General features: G+C 70.8%; 19 protein-coding genes and 1 pseudogene. 10 read left to right on the top strand and 10 right to left on the bottom strand.

Annotated features, from left to right (window positions below; translation table 11 throughout):
* Positions 1-27: 27 nt before the first annotated feature.
* The 6 genes from JFB92_RS07990 to JFB92_RS07965 all read left to right on the top strand — a co-directional run bounded on the left by JFB92_RS07990 (position 28) and on the right by JFB92_RS07965 (position 5,752).
* Complete coding sequence (locus JFB92_RS07990; protein ID WP_199036798.1) at positions 28-807, top strand: methyltransferase domain-containing protein; 780 nt, start codon at positions 28-30, stop codon at positions 805-807.
* Between the two features lie 57 nt (positions 808-864).
* Positions 865-2,004: a sensor histidine kinase gene (locus JFB92_RS26530; RefSeq protein ID WP_199036796.1), complete on the top strand. Its 1,140-nt coding sequence runs from the start codon at positions 865-867 to the stop codon at positions 2,002-2,004.
* Between the two features lie 20 nt (positions 2,005-2,024).
* On the top strand, positions 2,025-2,687 hold the full coding sequence (locus JFB92_RS07980; protein WP_199036794.1) for a response regulator: 663 nt from the start codon (positions 2,025-2,027) through the stop codon (positions 2,685-2,687).
* Positions 2,688-2,734: 47 nt separating this feature from the next.
* Entirely contained in the window at positions 2,735-3,898 is a 1,164-nt protein-coding gene (locus tag JFB92_RS07975) for an alkaline phosphatase family protein (RefSeq protein WP_199036792.1), read from the top strand.
* A 95-nt stretch (positions 3,899-3,993) separates the two neighbouring features.
* Positions 3,994-5,142, top strand: coding sequence for a DNA polymerase IV (dinB, locus tag JFB92_RS07970; RefSeq protein WP_199036961.1), 1,149 nt, complete (start codon positions 3,994-3,996; stop codon positions 5,140-5,142).
* A 193-nt stretch (positions 5,143-5,335) separates the two neighbouring features.
* A complete protein-coding gene (locus JFB92_RS07965; protein WP_199036790.1) occupies positions 5,336-5,752 on the top strand; it encodes an SCO2097 family morphological protein in 417 nt (138 codons plus the stop codon).
* Positions 5,753-5,838: 86 nt separating this feature from the next.
* Here the strand turns inward: JFB92_RS07965 and JFB92_RS07960 are convergent, their stop codons facing one another.
* Positions 5,839-6,534, bottom strand: coding sequence for a DUF4191 family protein (locus JFB92_RS07960; RefSeq protein ID WP_199036788.1), 696 nt, complete (start codon positions 6,532-6,534; stop codon positions 5,839-5,841).
* Between the two features lie 46 nt (positions 6,535-6,580).
* Positions 6,581-7,540: a lipoyl synthase gene (gene lipA / locus JFB92_RS07955; RefSeq protein WP_199036953.1), complete on the bottom strand. Its 960-nt coding sequence runs from the start codon at positions 7,538-7,540 to the stop codon at positions 6,581-6,583.
* A 134-nt stretch (positions 7,541-7,674) separates the two neighbouring features.
* Here lipA and JFB92_RS07950 point away from each other — a divergent pair, with 134 nt between their 5' ends.
* The gene (locus tag JFB92_RS07950) at positions 7,675-8,508 is read left to right on the top strand and encodes a phosphoribosylaminoimidazolesuccinocarboxamide synthase (RefSeq protein ID WP_307789062.1); all 834 of its coding nucleotides are present in this window, start codon (positions 7,675-7,677) and stop codon (positions 8,506-8,508) included.
* Complete coding sequence (locus JFB92_RS07945) at positions 8,505-8,717, top strand: asparagine synthase-related protein (protein ID WP_199036784.1); 213 nt, start codon at positions 8,505-8,507, stop codon at positions 8,715-8,717. The genes JFB92_RS07950 and JFB92_RS07945 overlap by 4 nt, the downstream gene beginning before the upstream one ends.
* Positions 8,718-8,819: 102 nt before the next feature.
* Here JFB92_RS07945 and JFB92_RS07940 read toward each other — a convergent pair whose 3' ends face one another.
* The 8 genes and pseudogenes from JFB92_RS07940 to JFB92_RS07905 all read right to left on the bottom strand — a co-directional run bounded on the left by JFB92_RS07940 (position 8,820) and on the right by JFB92_RS07905 (position 18,185).
* A complete protein-coding gene (locus JFB92_RS07940; RefSeq protein WP_199036782.1) occupies positions 8,820-11,510 on the bottom strand; it encodes a Dyp-type peroxidase in 2,691 nt (896 codons plus the stop codon).
* Positions 11,511-11,586: 76 nt separating this feature from the next.
* Positions 11,587-12,117, bottom strand: coding sequence for a hypothetical protein (locus JFB92_RS07935; RefSeq protein ID WP_199036780.1), 531 nt, complete (start codon positions 12,115-12,117; stop codon positions 11,587-11,589).
* Positions 12,118-12,135: 18 nt separating this feature from the next.
* Positions 12,136-13,353, bottom strand: a complete 1,218-nt coding sequence (locus tag JFB92_RS07930; RefSeq protein WP_199036778.1) for a DUF418 domain-containing protein — start codon at positions 13,351-13,353, stop codon at positions 12,136-12,138.
* Between the two features lie 217 nt (positions 13,354-13,570).
* The gene (fabF, locus tag JFB92_RS07925; RefSeq protein ID WP_372451600.1) at positions 13,571-14,794 is read right to left on the bottom strand and encodes a beta-ketoacyl-ACP synthase II; all 1,224 of its coding nucleotides are present in this window, start codon (positions 14,792-14,794) and stop codon (positions 13,571-13,573) included.
* Positions 14,791-15,027, bottom strand: a complete 237-nt coding sequence (locus JFB92_RS07920; RefSeq protein ID WP_233162651.1) for an acyl carrier protein — start codon at positions 15,025-15,027, stop codon at positions 14,791-14,793. The genes fabF and JFB92_RS07920 overlap by 4 nt, the downstream gene beginning before the upstream one ends.
* 29 nt (positions 15,028-15,056) lie before the next feature.
* The gene (locus JFB92_RS07915; protein WP_199036772.1) at positions 15,057-16,007 is read right to left on the bottom strand and encodes a beta-ketoacyl-ACP synthase III; all 951 of its coding nucleotides are present in this window, start codon (positions 16,005-16,007) and stop codon (positions 15,057-15,059) included.
* A gap of 14 nt (positions 16,008-16,021) precedes the next feature.
* Positions 16,022-16,921, bottom strand: a pseudogene (locus JFB92_RS07910) (ACP S-malonyltransferase); the annotation flags it as partial.
* A 94-nt stretch (positions 16,922-17,015) separates the two neighbouring features.
* On the bottom strand, positions 17,016-18,185 hold the full coding sequence (locus JFB92_RS07905) for a PucR family transcriptional regulator (protein WP_199036769.1): 1,170 nt from the start codon (positions 18,183-18,185) through the stop codon (positions 17,016-17,018).
* A gap of 118 nt (positions 18,186-18,303) precedes the next feature.
* Between JFB92_RS07905 and trxA the strand changes: the two genes are divergently transcribed.
* Both trxA and JFB92_RS26525 read left to right on the top strand, forming a co-directional pair.
* A complete protein-coding gene (gene trxA / locus JFB92_RS07900) occupies positions 18,304-18,699 on the top strand; it encodes a thioredoxin (protein ID WP_199036767.1) in 396 nt (131 codons plus the stop codon).
* Positions 18,700-18,844: 145 nt separating this feature from the next.
* A complete protein-coding gene (locus tag JFB92_RS26525; RefSeq protein WP_199036765.1) occupies positions 18,845-20,320 on the top strand; it encodes a PDR/VanB family oxidoreductase in 1,476 nt (491 codons plus the stop codon).
* Positions 20,321-20,331 lie beyond the last annotated feature (11 nt).

Genomic DNA, 20,331 nt, shown 5'->3' with positions numbered 1-20,331 from the left:
GCACCCCCTCGACGATAGGCTTTGGCCATGGTCGACATACCCAAGGAGAGCGCCGAGAAGACCCACCACCCGCGCGTAGCCGTGGTGTGGTCGGTGCTGTCGTCCGAGATCGAGCGGTTCGCGGCCGGGACCGGCGCGCGGCTGCGGATCATCGACGTCGGCGGCGGCTCCGGCGGCTTCGCGGTGCCCTTGGCCGAGCTCGGACACGACGTCACCGTCGTCGAACCCAGCGCCAATGCGCTCGCCTCGCTGCGCCAGCGGGCGGCCGACGCGGGCGTTACCGACCGGGTGACCGCCGTCCAGGCCGACGCCGACGAGATCCCCGAGGTGATCGAGCCCGAATCGGCGGACCTGGTGCTGTGCCACTCGGTGCTGGAGATGATCGACGACCCCGAGCTGGCCATCGAGGCACTGGCGGGCGCCTGCGCCCAAGGCGGAGCGGTCAGCATCCTCGTGGCCAACCGCATCGCCGCCGTCCTCGGCAAGGCCCTCACCGGGCAGTTCACGACCGCGCTCGACCTGCTGGCCGACGTCGACGGCATCGTCGACGGCACGGACACCCTCAAGCGCCGCTTCGAGACGGCCACCCTGACCGCCCTGATCGGCCGCTCCGGCCTGGTGACCGAGCAGGTCCACGGGGTCGGCGTGGTCGGCGACCTCATCCCCGCCTCGGCGGCCGAGGCCGAGGCCGGAGCGGAGGAGGAGCTGCGTGAGTTCGAACTGGCCACGGCCGCGAGGATCCCGTTCAGGGACATCGCCACCCAGATCCACCTGCTGGCCCGCAAGCCCGTACGCGCTCAGGCGTAGCGGAGAGTACGGTCTCGCACCGAGGCCGGGCGCCCGCCGCGACCGTAGGCTGAACCGGTGACCACGCACCGAAACGATTCCCGCGCCAGGCTGTGGCGGACCGCGGCCGACGCGGCGATCGCCGTGGTGCTGGCCGCCCTGGTGTCGGCCGGGACGATCGGAGCCGGCGGCGGGCAGCACCCCGGAGCGGGCGCGTTCGCCCTGATCTGGCTGTGCGCGGCGACGCTGTCGGTCCGGCGCCTGTGGCCCGAGGCGTCCCTGATCGGCTCCATGCTCGTCCTGTGGTACTACCTGGCCCTGGGCTACCAGGAGGGGCCGGTCTATCTCCTGCCCGCGGTGGCGGTGTTCTCCTACGTCATGGCCCGCCCCCTCAAGCACAGCCTGATCTTCGTCGGCGCGCTGCTGGTGGCGTTCCCGGTCTTCTACGAGCTCATACTCCACGACCGGGACCGCCTGCTGGTGAACATCGCCCTCACCGCCATCTACCTGTCCATCCCCACCGTCGGCGGCGTGATCGCCCGCGAGGCCCGGAACGCGCGCGCCCAGGCCGCCGCCGCGAACCGCGAACGCCACCGCGCCGACGAGCGTGTGGCGATGGCCCGCGAGATCCACGACGTGGTCGGCCACAGCCTCGCGGTGGTGAGCATGAACGCCGGAGTGGCCCTCCACATGCTCGAGAAGCGCCCCGAGGCGGACCCCGGCGTGGTCGAGAACCTGCGGGCGATCCGCGACACCTCGACGCGCGCGCTGGACGACCTGCGCTCCACGCTGGCCCCGCTGCGCGACGGGCAGGCCCCCGAGCTGAGGCCGACCCGCACGCTCGACGACATCCCGGCGCTGGTCGCCGACATCGGCAAGGGCGGCCTGACCGTCGACTACCGGCAGACCGGCGACGCCGCCCAGGTCCCGGGGCGGGTGGCCGCGGCGGCCTACCGGGTGGTGCAGGAGTCGCTGACGAACGTGATCCGGCACGCCGCCGCGAGCCGGGCGACCGCGCGCCTCGAGTGCGGCGAGGCGTCGCTGACGATCGAGGTGACCGACGACGGCCGCGGGGGAGAGGTCGACCCGGACCGGCCCGGCCAGGGCCTGGCGGGCATGATCGAACGAGTCGAGGCCCAAGGCGGGACGTTCGGCGCCGGACCGGCCCCCGGCGGCGGCTTCGCCGTCCACGCCGAGATCCCGTACACCGGCAGCTGACGGCACCTGGAGGAGAGCGCATGATCGAACTCGTCGTAGCCGACGACCAGAGCCTGATCCGGATGGCGCTTCGGACCCTGATCGCCGACGAGCCGGACCTGCGACTGGCCGCCGAGGCCACCGACGGCGAGCAGGCGTGGCGGCTGATCCGCGAGATCGGCCCGGACGTGGCCCTGCTCGACATCAGGATGCCCGGCATCGACGGCCTGGAGGTGCTGCGCCGCATCAGCCGCGACTCGAACCTCGACGCGACCCGGGTGGTCATGATGACGACCTTCGAGATCGACTCCTACATCTTCGACGCGCTCTCGAACGGCGCGGCCGGGTTCGTCATGAAGGACACCGACCCGGCCGAGATCCTCAAGGCCGTCCGCCTCGCCGCCGCCGGCGACTCCCTGCTGTCCCCGGACGTGACCCGCAAGGTCATCGACGCCTACGCCGAAGGCAAGACCGGCACCGCCCGCCCGCACCCGCGACTGGGCGAGCTGACCGAGCGCGAACTGGAGATCCTCCGCTGGGTCGCCACCGGCCTGACCAACGACGAGATCGGCCGCCACCTCTACATCAGCCCCGCCACGGTCCGCACCCACGTGGGCCGCCTGCTGTCGAAGCTCGAATCCCGGGACCGTGCGGGCCTGGTCGCCATCGCCTACCGCAGCGGCCTGGAGATCCCCGAGCCGTGACACTCCGGCACCTGGCGTCGGTCGTGGCGAGCCGCTAGCCTCGTGGCATGTCTTCTCAGGCGCATCTGGAACCGGTCCGACCCGCTTACGGCGCCGGAACCCTCGCCGATGTCATGCCTACCGCCCTAGCGGCGCTTGGGGTTTCGGTCTCAGACGACGCGATGCCGTTGCGGGCCGGGGAACTGGCCGGTGCACGGCGGATCGCGGTGCTGCTGCTGGACGGCTTCGGATACCACCTGCTCCGGCAGGCCGCGCAGGCGAGCGCGACCGTGGAGGCCATCCACAACGGGGAGCTCGGGCGGCTCACCGCGATCACCGCGACCGTGCCGTCGTCGACACCGATCAGCCTGGCGTCCTTGGCGTGCGGTACGCCGCCGGGGAATCATGGAATCATCGGTTTCACATTGCGGGTGCCCGAGTCCGGCGAGCTGGTCACGCACATCCGGTGGGACGGCGCGCCCGACCCCGAGCTGTGGCAGCGGGAGCCGACCGCGTTCGAGCGGGCCGCCGCCGACGGTGTCGTGTGCACGGTCGTCTCGGACGGCGCCTTCCGCGACACGGGCCTGACCAGGGCCATCTACCGCGGCGCCGACTGGCTCCCGGCGGCCACGCCCGAGGAGGTCGCCGAAGGGACGATCAACGCGCTCGCGCGCGGGGAGCGGAGCCTGGTCTACGCCTACCTGCCGAACGTCGACACGGCCGGGCACTTCTACGGGATCGGCTCGGCGCAGTGGCTGGACGCGGTCGCGACCGTGGCCAAGACCGTCGACGACCTGCTGACGTACCTGCCGCGCGACGCGGCGCTGCTGGTGACCGCCGACCACGGGATGGTCAACCTCACCGAGCGGCTCCGCGTGGACGAGCACCCGGAGCTGCTGCACGGGGTCGAGGCGATCGCCGGGGACGGACGGATGCGGTACCTGCACGCCGTGCCCGGGGCGATCGAGGACGTCGCCGCGACCTGGGGCGAGGCCGTGGGCGGCCGGGCCGAGATCCTGACCCGGGACGAGGCGGTGGGCCGAGGCTGGTACGGCCCCACGGTCACCGACGAGAACCGGAGGCGGATCGGCGACCTGGTCGTGGCCTGCAAAGACACCTTCGCCGTGGTCGGGGTCGAGGGGGAGCCGCCGCACGTGGCGCGCCTGATCGGCCAGCACGGCGGCCTGACCGGCGCCGAGATGGCCGTCCCGCTGTGGACGTACCGGACCTAGACCGGATTGTCGGGGGAGCCGGTTAGCCTACGGGTGTGGCCGGGGTTGAGTCGGAGTTCATCGGGCCCGATCTGTCCGATGACGGGCTTGGAATCATGCATGTCGACATGGACGCGTTCTTCGCGTCCGTCGAGATCGCTCGCGACCCCAGCCTGCGCGGCAAACCGGTCATCGTGGGCGGTCTCGGGCCGCGCGGGGTCGTCTCGGCCGCCTCCTACGAGGCCCGCGAGTACGGCGTCCACTCCGCGCTGCCGACCGCGATCGCCCGCCGCCGCTGCCCGCACGGGGTGTTCATCACCCCCAGCGGCCCCTACCGGGAGATATCGCAGCAGGTCATGGCGATGTTCCGCGAGTACACCCCGCACGTCCAGCCCATCTCGGTCGACGAGGCGTTCCTCGACGTCTCCGGGGCCCGCCGCTTCGTCGGCAGCCCCGCTCACATCGCCCGCGAGATCCGCCGCCGGGTGCGCGAGGAGCACGGCATCACCTGCACCGTCGGCATCGCCTCCACGAAGTTCCTGGCGAAGTTGGCCTCAGAGCATGCCAAACCTGACGGCCTCGGCGTCGTCCCGGCCGAGACCGAGCTCCGGTTCCTCCATCCGCTGCCCATACGCGCGGTCTGGGGCATCGGCGAGAAGACCGCCCAGAAACTGAACCGGCTCGGCATGCGGACCGTCGGCGACATCGCCGGGCTCTCGGTCGACCGCCTCACCGCTTCGGTCGGATCCGCCAATGCAGAACACCTGTACGCACTCGCTCGGAACATCGACACCCGCCCGGTCCGGCCCGAGCGGGTCGAGAAGTCCATCAGCAACGAGACCACCTTCGGCCACGACGCGCCCGACGCCTCGGTCTGGGGCCCGGTCCTGCTGGAGCTGTCCCGCAAGGTCGCCGCCCGCGCCCGCTCGGCCGGATGGGCCGGACGCGGCGTGACAGTGAAGATCCGATTCGGGGACTTCAAGACCATCACCCGCTCCCGGATGCTCGCCGCCCCGACCGACGTCGGCCACGAGATCCACGCCGCCGCCCGCGAGATGGCCGACGCCGCGGCCACCGCGCCGGTTCGGCTCATAGGTGTCAAGCTCGATCATCTGGTCGAATCCGCGAGCGTCGGGAGGCAGGTCGCACTCGGCGAGCCCGACCACGGCTGGCGCGACATCGAGACCGCCATCGACGACGCGGCCGCCAAGTTCGGCAAGGGCACGATCCGGTCGGCCGGGCGGCTCCGGAAAACCGACTCGTGAGTAGATAAAGGAGAGTGGCCCGTGGCATGCTTGGAACCGGGTTCCCGTGGGTATCCGCTCCAGGCTGGCGGGAACACGTAGATTCGAGGACGAACTGCCTTCCGCCTCGGGCGAAAGCCTCGTAGACTTGAAGCACAAGCACCTAGGCCCGCCGGAGCGGCGGACCTGCCGAGACTAGCGCAGGAGGAGTGTCGTGCCGCTCTCCGACCACGAACAACGCCTGTTCGAAGAAATCGAGCAGTCCTTGTCCGAAGACCCGCAGTTCGCCTCTGCTGTGCGCAACCACGACCCGGCGCACGTCACCCGTCGCAGGCTCATCCTGGCCGGCATCGTCACCGTCATCGGAATTGGCGTCGTCGTCGGCACCGTCATCGCCGGTGCCGCGAATTGGGGCGCTCCGATCGGCGCGGTGCTCATGTTCGGCGGTCTCATCATCGGGCTCATGGCCCAGCGCCGCGGCACGACCGGCAAGCTGACGGCCGTCGACGGCAAGGCCAGCCGCACCACCGGTGGAGGCGGCCGCGCGAAGGGCGCCCCGAAGCCGGGCGGCTTCACCTCCCGCATGGAGGAGCGCTGGCGCCGACGCCGCGACGGCGGGGACCTGTTCTGAACCGCTCTTGAATCTTGGACCGAATGGAGAAGCGGGCCGAGCCGTGAAGCTCGACCCGCTGTTTTCGTCTCTTCGATCTCCGCGGCTCAGCGGCCGCGCAGCATAGCCCGCCGGGCGGCACGGCCCTGGTTGGCGCTGGTGGGCATGGGGCCCTTCGGGATCGCCATGCCCAGGCCGAGCGCGTCGAGGCGCTTGGCGACGTGGTTGGCGTCCTTGGAGTTGATGTTCCGCGGCAGCTTCGTCAGGCGCTTGCGGACCTCGGTCACCGAGAAGTCGTCGTTCGGGGTCTCGCCGACCATGAACGTGTAGATCGGCGTCGAGCCGACCACCCGCGAGATCCGCTTCTTCTCCTGCCCGAGGAGCTTCTTCACCTTGCCGCCGCCCTCGCCCAGCAGCACCACGCCCGGCTTGCCGACCGCGCGGTGCACCATCTGGGTCTCCGAGACCGCGGCCACCCCCGCCGTGACGGTCCAGCCGCGCATCCCGTCGATGAGCGCGTAAGCGGCGCCCGGGCGGCCGACGGCCTCCCGGTTCACCACCTTGCTGGTGCGCATGTTCAGCACGATCATCCCGGCCAGGAGCGCGACGAACAGCGAGCTGACGAACCACAGCAGCGAGAACCCGGCGAAGATCACCAGAGCGGTGACGGCGATGAACGGCAGCAGAATCGCCGCGGCCTCCAACGGCAGGAACCATTTGTCCCGCTTGGCCGTGAACTTGATGGCCATGCCGATGGTCTTCAGCCGTGACCCGAATGTCTCTTTCTCCTGCTGCTTTGCCATGTGCTCAATTCTAGTGTGCGACCCGCGGGTTCGAGAGATGGGCCGATCAACGGCTCGCAAGCCCGCTCGCCGAAGTTTGCGAGGCGTAAATCTGCCGAGCCGAGGCGGCTTGGGACCGGGCCTCGACCGCCTGCTGGTAGAGGCGTCCGGCCCGGTAGGAGGAGCGGACCAGCGGGCCGCTCATGACCCCGGCGAAGCCGATCTCCTCGGCCTCGGCGCTCAGCTCCACGAACTCCTCGGGCTTGACCCACCGGTCGACCGGGTGGTGCCGCTTGGTCGGGCGCAGGTACTGGGTGATGGTGATCAGCTCGCACCCGGCCTCATACAGGTCGCGCAGGGCCTGCGAGATCTCCTCGCGGGTCTCGCCCATGCCGAGGATCAGGTTCGACTTGGTGACCAGGCCGTCCTCGCGGGCGCTGGTGATGACCCCGAGCGAGCGCTCGTAGGTGAAGGCGGGGCGGATCCGCTTGAAGATGCGCGGCACGGTCTCGACGTTGTGGGCCAGCACCTCGGGGCGCGAGGAGAAGACCTCGGCGAGCTGGTCTGGCTCGGCGTTGAAGTCGGGGATGAGCAGCTCGACCCCGCAGCCGGGGACGGCCGCGTGGATCTGCCGCACGGTCTCGGCGTAGAGCCAGGCCCCGCCGTCCTCGAGGTCGTCGCGGGCGACGCCGGTGACCGTGGCGTACTTCAGGCCCATCGTCTTCACCGAGTCGGCGACCTTCATCGGCTCGGCCCGGTCCAGCGGACTGGGCTTGCCGGTGTCGATCTGGCAGAAGTCGCAGCGGCGGGTGCACTGGGAGCCGCCGATGAGGAACGTGGCCTCCCGGTCCTCCCAGCACTCGTAGATGTTGGGACAGCCCGCCTCCTGGCAGACCGTGTGGAGTCCCTCGCTCTTGACCAGGCTCCGCAGTTCGGTGTACTCCGGGCCGGTCTTCGCCTTGACCTTGATCCAAGAGGGTTTCTTCTCGATCGGAGTCTCGGCGTTGCGCGCCTCCAGGCGCAGCATGCGGCGTTCCTTGGGCTGTTCGGAAGTCACGGTGCCTAGGGTACGCCGCGGGTCCGGGCGGCGGCAGGTGTCGCTGGGCACAGCGGCGCCGCGAACGAGTTGTGGGATGAATGCCCGGCTGCTGTAATGACACGGTGGAATTGATCTACCAAGGCAAGGTCCGCGACCTGTACGCCGACGGCGACGACTTGATCCTCGTCGCCTCCAACCGGGTGAGCGTCTACGACGTCGTCCTCCCCACCGAGATCCCCGACAAGGGCGCACTGCTGACGGCGTTGAGCGCGTGGTGGTTCGAGCGGCTGGCCGACCTGGTGCCCAACCAGATCGTCTCTACTGAGGACGTGCCGGCCGAGTTCGCCGGGCGCGCGGTGCGGGTCATGCGCCTGGACATGCTCAAGGTCGAGTCCATCGCCCGCGGCTACCTCACCGGCTCGGGCCTTGCCGACTACAACGCGACCGGCGCCGTCTGCGGCATCGCGCTCCCGCCCGGCCTGGTCGACGGCTCGCGGCTGCCCGAGCCGATCTACACCCCCACCACCAAGGCCCCGGTCGGCGAGCACGACGAGGCCGTCAGCTTCGACCACGTGGCCGCCGACCTCGGGGCCGAGACCGCCGAGCGGGTGCGCGAGCTGACCCTGGCCGTCTACCGGCGCGGCGCCGAGATCGCCGCCGAGTGCGGCATCATCATCGCCGACACCAAGCTCGAGTTCGGAACCGACGCCGAGGGGACCCTCCGCCTAGCCGACGAGGTCCTCACCTCCGACTCCTCGCGGTTCTGGGACGCCGCGAAGTGGGAGCCCGGCCGTCCGCCGCCGTCGTTCGACAAGCAGTTCGTGCGCGACTGGGCCTCCTCGACCGGCTGGAAGCCCGACGCCGGGCCCGCCCCCGAGATCCCCGCCGAGGTCGTCGAGGCCACCCGCGCCAAATACGTCGAGGCGTACGAGCGCCTCACCGGGCGGCGCTGGTGACCGCCGCCGGCAGCGATGGCCAGGTGCGCACCGGCGACCGGCAGGACCGCGGCATCGACTCGACCGCCGTGGTCGCCCTGGCCCGGGAGGTCAACCCGAACATCCTCACCTTCACCGCGCACTTCACCGACCCCGGAGCGGCACAGGAGATCGACGTGGCCGCCCAGACCGCCGCCGCGACAACGCCCGCAAGATCGGGGCGGTCCTGACCTTCTGCCTCTGGTACGGGCAGCTCAGCGCCACTCCGCAGCAGGCGGCCGCCTGGTTCGGGAGGGGGCCGCCCCCGCGCGGGCAGGGAACGGCCCGGACCGTCACTCGGTGAACAGGCCCTCGCCCACGAAGCCGCCCTCGGACGCGCCGGGCGGGACCGCGTAGATCCCGCTCCCCTCGGCGACGATGAACTCCATCAGGCGGTCCCCGCCGGCCATCTTCTCCTGCGTGTCGATGAAGACCTGCGGATCGGCCTGGAAGGACGCGAACAGCAGCCCCGCGTCATAGGGATGCTCGGCGTGATCGTCGTCGGGCGTGCCCGGCGCATGCTCGTGCTCGACCGCGTCCGAGGAGACGTCCCCCTGGGTCAGATACCCGTAGTCGTAGTTGTATCCGCGCCGGAACATCTTCGCCATGTGCGTCAGCGCCAGATGCGAGTCCGGCGGGACCGCCGGGAGCCCGCTGCCGTCGTCCGCCTCGAAGTCCGGGTGGGCGAACTCGCCGCCGCCGCTCAGCGGCGCCCCGGTGTCGCGGTCCTTGCCGATGGTCAGGTTCTGCTCCTCGGCGGTGGCCATCGACCAGTTCGGCAGCCGCATCCGGATCTTCCGGAACACCAGGAAGGTGCCGCCGGAGAACCAGTCGGGCTCTGAGTCTCCCGCCCAGACCCGCTCGTCGAACTCGACGCCGCCGAGCTCGGGGTTGAGCGTGCCGTCCTTGAAGCCCATGAGGTTGCGGGGCGTGCCGCCGTCGGCGGGGGTCGAGATGAAGCCCTGCTGCATCCACCGCAGCGTGGCCAGGCCGACCGCGCGCTTGCGCAGCTCCAGGAACGCGTTGGAGACGACCTGGAGGTCGTCGCCGCAGACCTGGATGATCAGGTCCCCGCCGGACCAGGCCGGGTTGAGCCGGTCGCCGTCGAACTCGGGGAGCTCGACCAGCCGCGTCGGCTGCGCCGACTCCAGCCCGGTCTTGGTGAACGCGCTCGGACCCAGCCCGAACGTGACCGTCAGCCGCGCCGGGTCGAGCCCGGCCGCCACGGCCTCGGCGTCGAAGTGCTCCTCGGTGTCGTAGGCGGTCGGCGGCGGGGCCTCGCCGCGCATGAGCGCGTCTGCGACCGCCGACCACTGCTGGAGCAGACTCTTGAGCGTGTCCGGGGAGGAGTCTCCGGCGAGGTCGAAGGCGACGAACATCGCGTGGGCCTGCGCCGGAGTGGCGATGCCGCTCTGGCGTTCGCCGAAGAACGGCTCGGCCCCGCCCCCGGCGGCGTGGTCGTGGGCGCCGTCGGCGTCCTCGTGCTCGTGGTTCGAGTCGAGGCTGTATCCGAAGCCCCCGGCGACCGCGGCGGTGGCCGTGGCCGCTCCCAGCGCGGTGCGGCGCGTGACGCCCTCGCTCGGTTCCCGGTCGGGCTCGGGTCGGCGGCGCCGCCACAGGCCGATGAGCACGTCGGCGATCAGGAAGGCCAGCAGCGGGATGCCGAACAGTGGCAGGAACCAGCCGACGAGCGCGACCGCCGGGACGGCGGCGGCGACCATCCACCACGGCAGCGAGCGCAGCGCCCCTGGCGGGTAGGGCCTGCCGAGCATCGAGTCGGTGGTGCGGCGCTGCCACCACATGCGGTAGCCCAGGAAGATCAGGGTCAGGAACGCCGACATCGCCGCCGCCAGGAAGATCTGGTTGGCCGGACCGAACAGCAGACCCATGTGCAGGGCGATGGCGACGCTGGTCGCCTGGGCCATGAACGGCCAGTCGGCGAAGCGGAGCTCCTCGGTGACCTGCGCGGCCCCGGTCTCGTCGACGGTGACGGCGATCTTGTCCTGCTGCACCGGATAGGACCGCTGGGTCTCGGACGCGACGAACTCGCCGCTCTCGCCGGTCGGCAGCGTCAGCTCCAGCGGGCCCTCCAGGCCGGCGTCGCGAGCGGTCTCGTACACCGTGTCGAGGGAGTCGACCGGGAGCATCCCGGCCTCGTTGTGGGCGTGGTCGTGGCCGCCGTGGGCGGCGTGCTCTCCGCCGCCTGCGGCCTCCAGCGACGGCGTCGTCCACGACAGCTGCTGCCGCAGCTCGCCGATGTGCTCACCGGCGAAGCGCGACCAGGTCAGGCCGGTGGCCGACAGGAACAGCAGCAGCACCGCCAGCCACAGGCCGATCGGCCCGTGCCAGGACAGCGACTTCGTGCGGCCGCTCGCGCCCCGCCGGGGCCACAGGAGCCTGCCCCCTCGGCGACGCTTGCGAGCCGTAAGTTCGCTCTGGCGGCGCTTGCGCCACAGCCACAGGACCAGCCCGGCCCCGACGATGACCCACAGCCAGCTCGCGGCCAGTTCGCTGTAGTTGCGCCCGAGGTCCCCGAGGTGGAGGGTCCGGTGGAAGGTGGCGACCCACTCGCGGAACGGTCCCGCCTGGGAGCTGCCGTAGGTGGTCGAGTCCCCTTGCACCTCGCCGGTGTAGGGGTCGACGTAGACGATGGCGACCGCGCCGGTCTCGCGGGCGACGCCGTCGTCCATCAGGACGCCGGTGGAGTCGTCGGGCTCGTGGCCGGGCCGCACGCCGGTGACGGCCCATTCGGGGTGGGCCTCGGCGGCGGCGCGCACCTGGTCGGCCAGCGGCACCGGTTCGCCGCCGGAGCCGGCGACGGTGCGCAGGTCGTCGTAGAGGACGTCCTCGACGGCGTATGCGGAGGCGTACAGCAGCCCGGTGAGGGCCGCTATGACAAGGAACGGGGATATGAACACTCCGGCGTAGAAATGCAGCCGGAGCAGCAGCTGCCGCAGGGCAGCCGGAACTCTGGTGTTGGACATGGCTCACTCTCTGAGGTGCCCGAGGTGCTCGGGCATGACGAAGCGGCGCCGAAGCGCCGAGGGGACTGACGGGGGTTCAGAGAGCGGGAACGGGTGGACCGCGGCGCGGGATCGCGACCGCGACCCACTCCAGGCGCCGCAGGGGCGCCGGTCCGGGCGGCGCCGTCCGCGGACGGACGACCACGAGCGTGCGAGACTGGCGGAGCCGCAGCACCCGCGCGAAGAACAGTGTCAGCAGGTCCAGCAGGGCCGCCAGCGCGGCCTCGCCGCGCGCCAGCCAGGCCGCCTGCGTCAGCCCCGCGATCAGGTGGGCCGAGAGCATCGCCACGCCCGAGCCGTGGTCATGGAGCTCGCCGGTGACCGCCCCGGACTGGAAGAAGACGTGCATGCCCACCTGGATCGCCAGGCACAGCGGTGCCAGTGAGCCGAAGCCGTGCTCGCGGCCGCCCACCGCGAACGCGAGCACGAAGGCCAGGATCAGCGCACCGGCGAAGGGAGCCGGGCGCGGGACGGCCCCGCCGCCCCAGATGTGCAGCAGGGCCGAGGCCGACACCGTCACGGCCGCGAACACGGCCGATCGGTACAGCCGGAAGGGTGCCTGCCTCACATGCACCCGAGCATTCTCTCACGTCCGCGCGGGACGCCCCTTGCCGTAGGTCAGCCGCCGCAGCAGCACCTCGAACGGTCCGCGCCTGCCTGCCCTGTCGAGCAGGACCGCGATCAGGATCGTCGTCGCCCAGGTGCCCATGGCGACCACGAAGGCGGCCAGGTAGCCCATGCCGTCGCCGAGCCCGAAGGCCCAGGCCGACAGCAGCGGGGCCATGATGATCGACTGCGTCAGGTAGCAGGTCAGCGAGCGCTCGCCGACCGCCGCGAGCGCGCCGGGCACGCCGCGCCGCCCGCGCGAGCGCCAGCGGTGGGCCAGCAGCGCGAACCCGCAGATGTAGCCGAGCCCGGCGTACATGCCGCCGAGCATCGTCACCCCGTAGGAGACCGAGTGCATGCTCGGTGAGGCGTCCCAGGCGCCGAGGGCGATCAACGAGATCGGCAGGGAGCTGGCGACGTTGACGGCCATCCCGGAGACGAAGACGCGCTTGAGCCGCAGCAGGTGCTCCTCGGGGTGGTCGATCCACCCGGCGCGCTGGATCATCATGCCCACGATCACGAGCGGAATGAACCACGCCGTCAGGACCGAGATGAACACGACCGCCACCGAGGCGATCGACCCGGTCACCAATTGATCCACATAGGGCGGTAGTCCCTCGACGCCGGGAGGCTCGGACCCGGCGCTGGTGAGCATGATCGAGAACAGCGGAGTGCCGACGACCGCGAAGTAGATGGCGCTGCCCCACAGCCAGCGGCGCAGCGCGCGGTTCGACAGGTGGACGAAGCCCAGCGCGATCAGCCCGGTCGCGCCGTAGGGGGCGAGGATGTCGCCGAAGAACAGGAGCGTGGCGTGGACGAAGCCGAACGCGATCAGCCACCAGGAGCGGCGGCGGAGGATCTTGCGGACGCCCTTGGCCTCCATGCCGCGCGAGAACATGCGCGAGGCCATCACGGCGATGCCGAAACCGTAGAGGATCGCGAACATCGGCCGGGAGCGTTCGGCGATGAACAGCTGCTCGATGAACAGGGCGATCGTGTCGGCCGTGCTGGAGTCGGCGATGTGGTTGTGGTCGTCGAGCGAACGGCCGTGCAGGTAGATCGGGACGTTGGCGAGGGCGATGAACAGCAGCATCGCGCCGCGCGCGATGTCGGGCGCCAGCGAGCGCTCCGATTTGGATATGGAGGTCGGGGGAGTGGGCGCGGCGGCTTCCGCCGTCGGCCCGGATGCGGTGGCCATGATCGGCTCCAAAATGCGGTGTAAGGGTTTCCTGCCCCCCAGTCTAAGGTTTCGCGGACCGCACCGGAGTCCCGTCGCGGCGGTGGCATGCCCGGAGCGGCCGAGCTCCGAGAGCGAGGACGGCGACCGCAGGGACGCCAAGGGCCCCACCGCTTTCGCGATGGGGCCCGAAAAAAGGGAACCTACGGCTCGGTGCTCTACTTCAGGTTCACTCCGCCTACGGCTTGGTGAACAAGATGGCGGCGTTGTGCCCGCCGAAGCCGAAGCCGGTGTTCATGGCGGCGACCAGGTCGACCTTGCGGGCCTCGTTCGCGGCCACGTCCAGGTCGAGCTCGGGGTCCGGGTTCTCCAGGTTGATCGTCGGAGGGATCACGCCCTCGACCAGGGCCATGATCGTCGCGATCGACTCGACCGCGCCGGCCCCGCCGAGCAGGTGCCCGGTCATCGACTTGGTCCCGGTGAGCACCGGGTGCTCGCCGATCTCCCGCTTGACGCCCTTGATCTCCGCCATGTCGCCGACCGGAGTCGAGGTGGCGTGGGCGTTGACGTGTCCGACGTCCTTCCGGTCGATCCCGGCCTGGCGGATGGCCGCGCGCATCGCGCGACCGCCGCCGTTGCACTCCGGATCGGGCTGCACGATGTCGAAGCCGTCCGAGGTCAGACCCGAACCGGCCACGACCGCGTAGATCCGGGCGCCGCGCGCCTCAGCGTGCTCGCGGCGCTCCAGCACCAGCGCCCCGGCGCCCTCGCCCATGACGAAGCCGTCGCGGTCGGCGTCCCAGGGACGCGAGGCCCGCTCGGGCTCGTCGTTGCGGGTGGACATGGCCTTCATCGAGGCGAACCCGGCCATCGGCAGGCCGCCGATGACCGCTTCGGAGCCGCCGGCGACGGCCACGTCGGCACGGCCGGCGCGGATCATGTCGGCCGCCCACGAGATCGCCTCCGCCGAGGTGGCGCAGGCGCTGGTCGGGGCGTGCACCCCGGCCTGGGCGCCGAACTCCAGTCCGACCACGGCCGCCGGTCCGTTGGGCATGAGCATGGGCACGGTGAACGGCGAGACCCGCCGCGGGCCCTTCTCCTCGAGGATGTCGTCCTGCTCCAGCAGCGTCAGCGCACCGCCGATACCGGAGCCGAACACCACCCCGAGCCGCTCCTTGTCGAGGTCGTCGCTCAGCCCCGCGTCGTCCCACGCCTGCTGCGAGGCGATGAGCGCGATCTGCTCGGAGCGGTCGAGGCGGCGGAGCCGCACCCTGGGCAGCACCTCCGAGGGATCGACGACCAGCTGCGCCGCGATGCGCGACGGAAGCTCCTGCGCCCACTCCTCGGTGAGAGCGACGACGCCCGACCTCCCGGCCACGAGTCCTTCCCATGTCGACGCCACGTCCCCGCCGAGCGGTGTGGTCGCGCCGAGTCCGGTGACGACTACCTCAGTCAACGTCAGCCCTTCTCGATGTAGGAGACGGCGTCCCCGACCGTCTTCAGGTTGGCGACCTCGTCGTCGGGGATCTTCACACCGAACTTCTCCTCGGCGGCCACGACGACCTCGACCATGGCCAGCGAGTCGACGTCAAGATCCTCGGTGAACGACTTGCCGTCGGCGACGTCGTCGGGGTTGACGCCCGCGACCTCTTCGAGAATGTCCGCAAGACCTTCGCGGATCTCGTCACGAGACAGTTCAGCCATGAGTAGTTTCCTCTCGATAGTTACGGGCAGCGGATGACTTGCCCGGCATAGGTGAGCCCGCCGCCGAACCCGAACAGCAGGATCGGGGCGCCGGAGGCGATATTGCCATCCTGTACGAGTTTCGACAACGCCAGCGGCACCGAAGCCGCCGAAGTGTTGCCGGAATAGACGATGTCCTCGGCGACGACGCAGTCCTCGCTGAAGTCGAGGCGTTTGGCGATGCCCTGGATGATCCGCAGGTTCGCCTGGTGGGGGACGAAGGCCGCCAGCTCGTTGATCTTCACTCCGGCCCGGTCGGCGACCTGCTCGATCAGCGGGGCCAGTTGCGTAGTGGCCCAACGGAACACAGTCTGTCCGGCCTGCTTGATGTACGGTACGTCCTCCTCGATGCGGATGACGTCGCTCATCGACGGCTCCGAGCCCCACACGACCGGGCTGATGGCCAGCTCCGGGTCGTCGGTGCCCTCCACCACGACCGCGCCGGCGCCGTCGCCGAACAGGACGCACGAGGAGCGGTCGTCCCAGTCGGTCACGGCGGTGAGCTTCTCGGCGCCGATGACCAGGGCCCGCTCGGCGGAACCGATCCGGATCGCCATGTCGGCCTGGGCCAGCGCGTACTCGAAGCCCGAGCAGGCGGTGTTGACGTCGATCGCGGCGGGCGTGGCGATGCCGAGCTCGTCGGCGACGCGGCAGGCGGTGTTGGGGCAGACGTCCTTGGCCGAGACGGTGGCGACCACGACCATGTCGATGTCGCCGGGACCGTGGCCGGAGTTCTCCAGGGCCTGGCGGGCGGCACGGACCGCCAGGTCGGCGACCTTCTCGTCCTCGGCTGCGATGCGCCGCTCCTTGATGCCGACGCGGCTGACGATCCACTCGTCGCTGGTGTCGACCATCTTCGCGAGGTCGTCATTGGTGAGGATCTTCTCCGGCTGGTAGTGGCCGAGACTGATCACACGAGAACCGATGCTCACTTGACTCCTTCACTGGCGGCGAGTTCGGCGGCGGCCTCGAGGTCCTCGGGGGTGTTGACGCCCAGTCGCTCGACGCCCTTGAGAGCCCGCTTGGCCAGCCCGGTGAGCGTCCCCGCCGGGGGCAGCTCGATCACTGCGGTGACGCCCAGTGTTCCAAGCGTACTCATGCAGGCGTCCCAGCGGACCGGAGAGGTGACCTGCTCCACCAGTTGGCGCAGCGCCTGGGCGCCGGTCTCGACGGCCTTTCCGTCGCGATTCGACAGGAAGGTCCGCTCGGGGTCGGCGGTGGGGACGTCCCCGGCGACCGACTCCAGGGCCTCCTGGGCGGGCGCCATGTGCGGAGTGTGGAAGGCCCCGGCGACCTTGAGCGGAATGATGCGGGCCCGCTCGGGGGCGTTCTCGGTGAGCTTCTCGATCGCGGCCACCGGCCCGGCGGCGACGATCTGGCCGGCGCCGTTGCGGTTGGCCGGCCAGGCCCCGGCGGTCTCGATGGCGGCCAGGACCTCGTCCTCGACCCCGCCGAGGACGGCGGCCATCGTGGTCGGCTCGATGCCGCAGGCGGCGGCCATCTCGCGGCCGCGCACGGCGGCCAGCCGGACCGCGGCCTCGGGAGTGAGGATCCCGGCCAGGGCGGCGGCGGTCAGCTCGCCGACCGAGTGCCCGGCTACGACGCTCGCGGCGCCCACCGGCAGTTTCCCGGCGGCCAGGAGGCCCGCGGCGACCAGCAGCGGCTGCGTGTTGGCAGTGTCGGTGATCTCGGCCTGGTCGGCCTCGGTGCCGAGGCGCACGAGATCGAGATCGATCAGCTCGGACCACTCGTGCAACCGCTCGGCGGCGGCGGGGTCGGCTTCGATCCACGGAGTGAGGAACCCGGGCTTCTGCGAACCCTGCCCGGGAGCGACTATGGCAAGCACATCTAAGACTTTCGCTCAGTGAACACCCGAAACGGGAGCGGTGGGAGGACTGAAAGCCCGCCCTGTTCTTGGAGGAATCCTACAACGTTCGTTGTCAACTGCGGGAACGCAGGCTCGCGGGGGCGTTGTCGAGCCGCCCTATGGTCAAACCCACACGCAGAACGAAGGCCTCATGCGGATCGGTAGGGGAGAAACCGGTCACCTCCTGGATGCGGCGCAGGCGGTACCGGACCGTGTTGGGGTGCACGTACAACTCGCGGGCGGTGCCCTCCAGGACCCCGCCGGAGGCGATGAACGCGTCCATGGTCTCCAGCAGCTCCCCGCCGGCGCGCCGCAGCGTCACGTAAACGCCCTCGCGCAACTGGCGGCGGGCCGCCTCCTCCCCGGCGACGGCGCGCTCGGGCAGCAGCTGCGTAGCCGAGACCGGACGCGGCGCCTCCGGCCAGGCCGCGGCCGACCGGTACCCGGACACGGCCGCGATCGCCGAAGCCGAGGCATCGGCCAGGCCGGTCACGCTGGGCCCGACCACGATCGGGCCCTCGCCGAACTGGCCGGTGAGCTTCTCCACGATCTCCATCGGCGCGTTCACCCCGCCCAGCAGCAGCACCAGGCGCGCGCCGTGGACGCCCGCCAGGATGTCCAGCCCGAGCCGGCGGGCGGCGCGCTGGACGCTGTGAAGGACCAGCGTCGACTCCCCGCCGGGAGAGCTCCCGCACACCACCGTGATCGACTGCGACTCCGACCAGCCGAGCGCCGCGGCGCGCCCGACCAGCTCGTCGGGCGAATCGCCGCGCAGCAGCGCGTCCACCAGCATCGCCTGGAGGCGCGCGTCCCAGGCGCCGCGGGTCTCGGCCGCTCGCGCGTAGACGCGCGCCGCGGCGAAGGCGATCTCGCGGCTGAACAGCAGCACCGACTCCCGCAGCGCCTCCTTCTCACCCTCGGCGGCCAGGGCCGGGACCTGCTCCTCGACCACGTCGATGACGACCTGGATCAGCGCCACCGTGTGCTGGAGGCTGATGGCGCGGGCCAACTCGACCGGGGCGGCCTCGAACACCATGTCGGAAGTGGTCAGATCCCGGCCGCCCTCGCGCAGCCACTCCAGGAACTGCCGCACTCCGGCCTGGGCGACCAAGGTCACCATCGAACGCTGCTCTGCCGGCAGATCGCGGAACCAGGGGAGGCGCTCGTCCATTCGGGCGAGCGACTGGGTCGTCAGCGCCGACGAGGAGCGCTCGATGTTCTGAATGGTGGAGGCCAGATCCATGCCCCCTAGCCTGCCAGACGCGGACCCGGCCGCGCGCCGACGTCGGTCGGAATACCGAAGGGGCCACTATCGTTGGTCGAGTAGCACCAGAAGAGCCGAAAGAGAGAGGCGGCCATTCATGGCCACGGTTGCACTTACCAAGGACACCTTCGAGGAAACCGTCACCGGCAACGACATCGTGCTGGTCGACTGGTGGGCCGACTGGTGCGGACCCTGCAAGCAGTTCGCGCCGACCTACGAGACCTCCAGCGAGAAGCACGACGACATCGTCTTCGGGAAGATCGATACCGAGGACCAGCAGGAGCTGTCGGCCGCGGCCGGAATCCAGTCCATCCCGACGCTGATGGCCTTCCGGGACGGCATCCTCCTGTTCAACCAGCCGGGGGCCCTGCCCGGAGAGGCGCTCGAAGAGGTGATCAAGCAGGTCAAGGCGCTCGACATGGACGAAGTCCGCGAGCAGATCGCCAAGGAGGAGGCTCAAGAGGGCCAGTCCGCCGAGGAGCACTCCCACTAGGCGTCCGGCCGAGGGGGGACAACCGCATACTCGTGACCGGGCGGGTGCGTTCCGTGCGCACCCGCCCGGGTTTGTCCGCTCTGCTCACATGCTACTTTGAAGCGAAGGTCAGCAACGGAAGTCGATTCTCGTCGAGGAGATCGCAGTGCCGACCGAACGCGCCCCGAAATCCCGCCGAAGCCACCGGCCCCGCATCCGGCTCCCCGAGCCCGCGCGCCGGGCCCTGGTCGCGTGCCACGTCCTGGCCTCGGTCGGCTGGCTGGCCTATGTGACGTTCGTGCTGGTACTGGCCGTCTACGTCTACTTCGCCGACGACCCGGTACTGGCCGGGGAGGTGTGGATGGCCGTCAAGGTCTTCAACGACCTGGGCGCCGGAGTCGTCTCGTTCGTGGTTCTGGGCACCGGCGTCGCGCTGGGCCTGTCGACCAGGTGGGGCCTGGTCCGCCACTGGTGGGTGATCGCCAAGCTCGGAGCGGCCGTGGCCGTCATCGTCGGCGGCCTGCTCGTGCTGCGGCCGAGCGCGACCTACCTGGGCGACCACCTCGTGGCCGTCGGCGGCACGCACCGCACCGCCCACCTCACGCTCACCGTCGGCGTCGCGCTCGCCTTCGCGCTGCTGGCCTTCGCAGCGGTGGTCTCATACGCGCGCCCGTGGGGCCCGGTCAGGCCGGCGGTCGAGCGCCCGCAGGACGACGGCCGCTTCGAAGTGCGGGTGCGCAGGGTCGCCGACCTGGCCGAGAAGGTCCGCTCGATCGAACTGGCGGGACTGCACAACCGACTCCTGCCGCCGTTCGAAGCGGGCGCCCACATCGAGGTCGAACTGCCCTCGGGCCTGGTGCGGCACTACTCGCTGTGCTCGGACTCCGCCGACCGGCTCGCCTACCGGATCGCGGTGCTCCGCGAGGACGCCGGTCAAGGGGGCTCCCGCGAGGCCCACCGGCTGCGGCCCGGCGACGTCGTCCGGCTCTCGCTGCCGCGCAACATGTTCTATCTCGGACTGCACCCGTACTACCTGTTCGTGGCCGGAGGCATCGGCATCACCCCGATCGTCTCGATGATCCTCCAGGTCGAACGGGCCGGGCTGCCGTGGCGACTGGTCTACACCGGCAGGACGCGATCGAGGATGGCCTTCGCCGACCAACTGGCGACCACCTGGCCCGGCAACGTGGTCCTCTACCCGACCGCCACGGCCGGACGCCCGAACCTGGTCGCCGAGGTCGCCGGGCTCCCGAGCGCCACCGGCGTCTACGCCTGCGGCCCCGACCGCCTCCTGAACGCGCTCGCCGGCACCATCGGCCGGGCCGCGCCCCACATCGAACTCCGCACCGAGCGCTTCTCCTCCGGCTCGGGAGTCCGCGAGCGCTTCGAGATCCTCGCCGAACGCACCGGCACCGCCGTCGAGGTCGGCGTCCAGCAGAGCGCCCTCGACGCCCTCAACGCCGGGGGCGTCGACGTCCCCTCCTCCTGCGAGATCGGCGCGTGTGGCACCTGCCGCCTCCGCGTCCTCGAAGGCCACCCCGAGAACCCGCCCCACGTCCCCGAACCGAACGCCCCCGACGGCGCCCCGTACTTCTACCCCTGCGTCTCCAGATCCGGCGAGCACCTCATAGTCGACGCATGAAATGGGGGCCC

Origin of the sequence: Glycomyces salinus, assembly GCF_016428645.1 — a bacterium.
GTDB classification, from domain to species: domain Bacteria; phylum Actinomycetota; class Actinomycetes; order Mycobacteriales; family Micromonosporaceae; genus Glycomyces; species Glycomyces salinus.
Note: the sequence above shows the minus strand (reverse complement) of the source record. Positions and strands in the feature narration are given on the sequence as shown.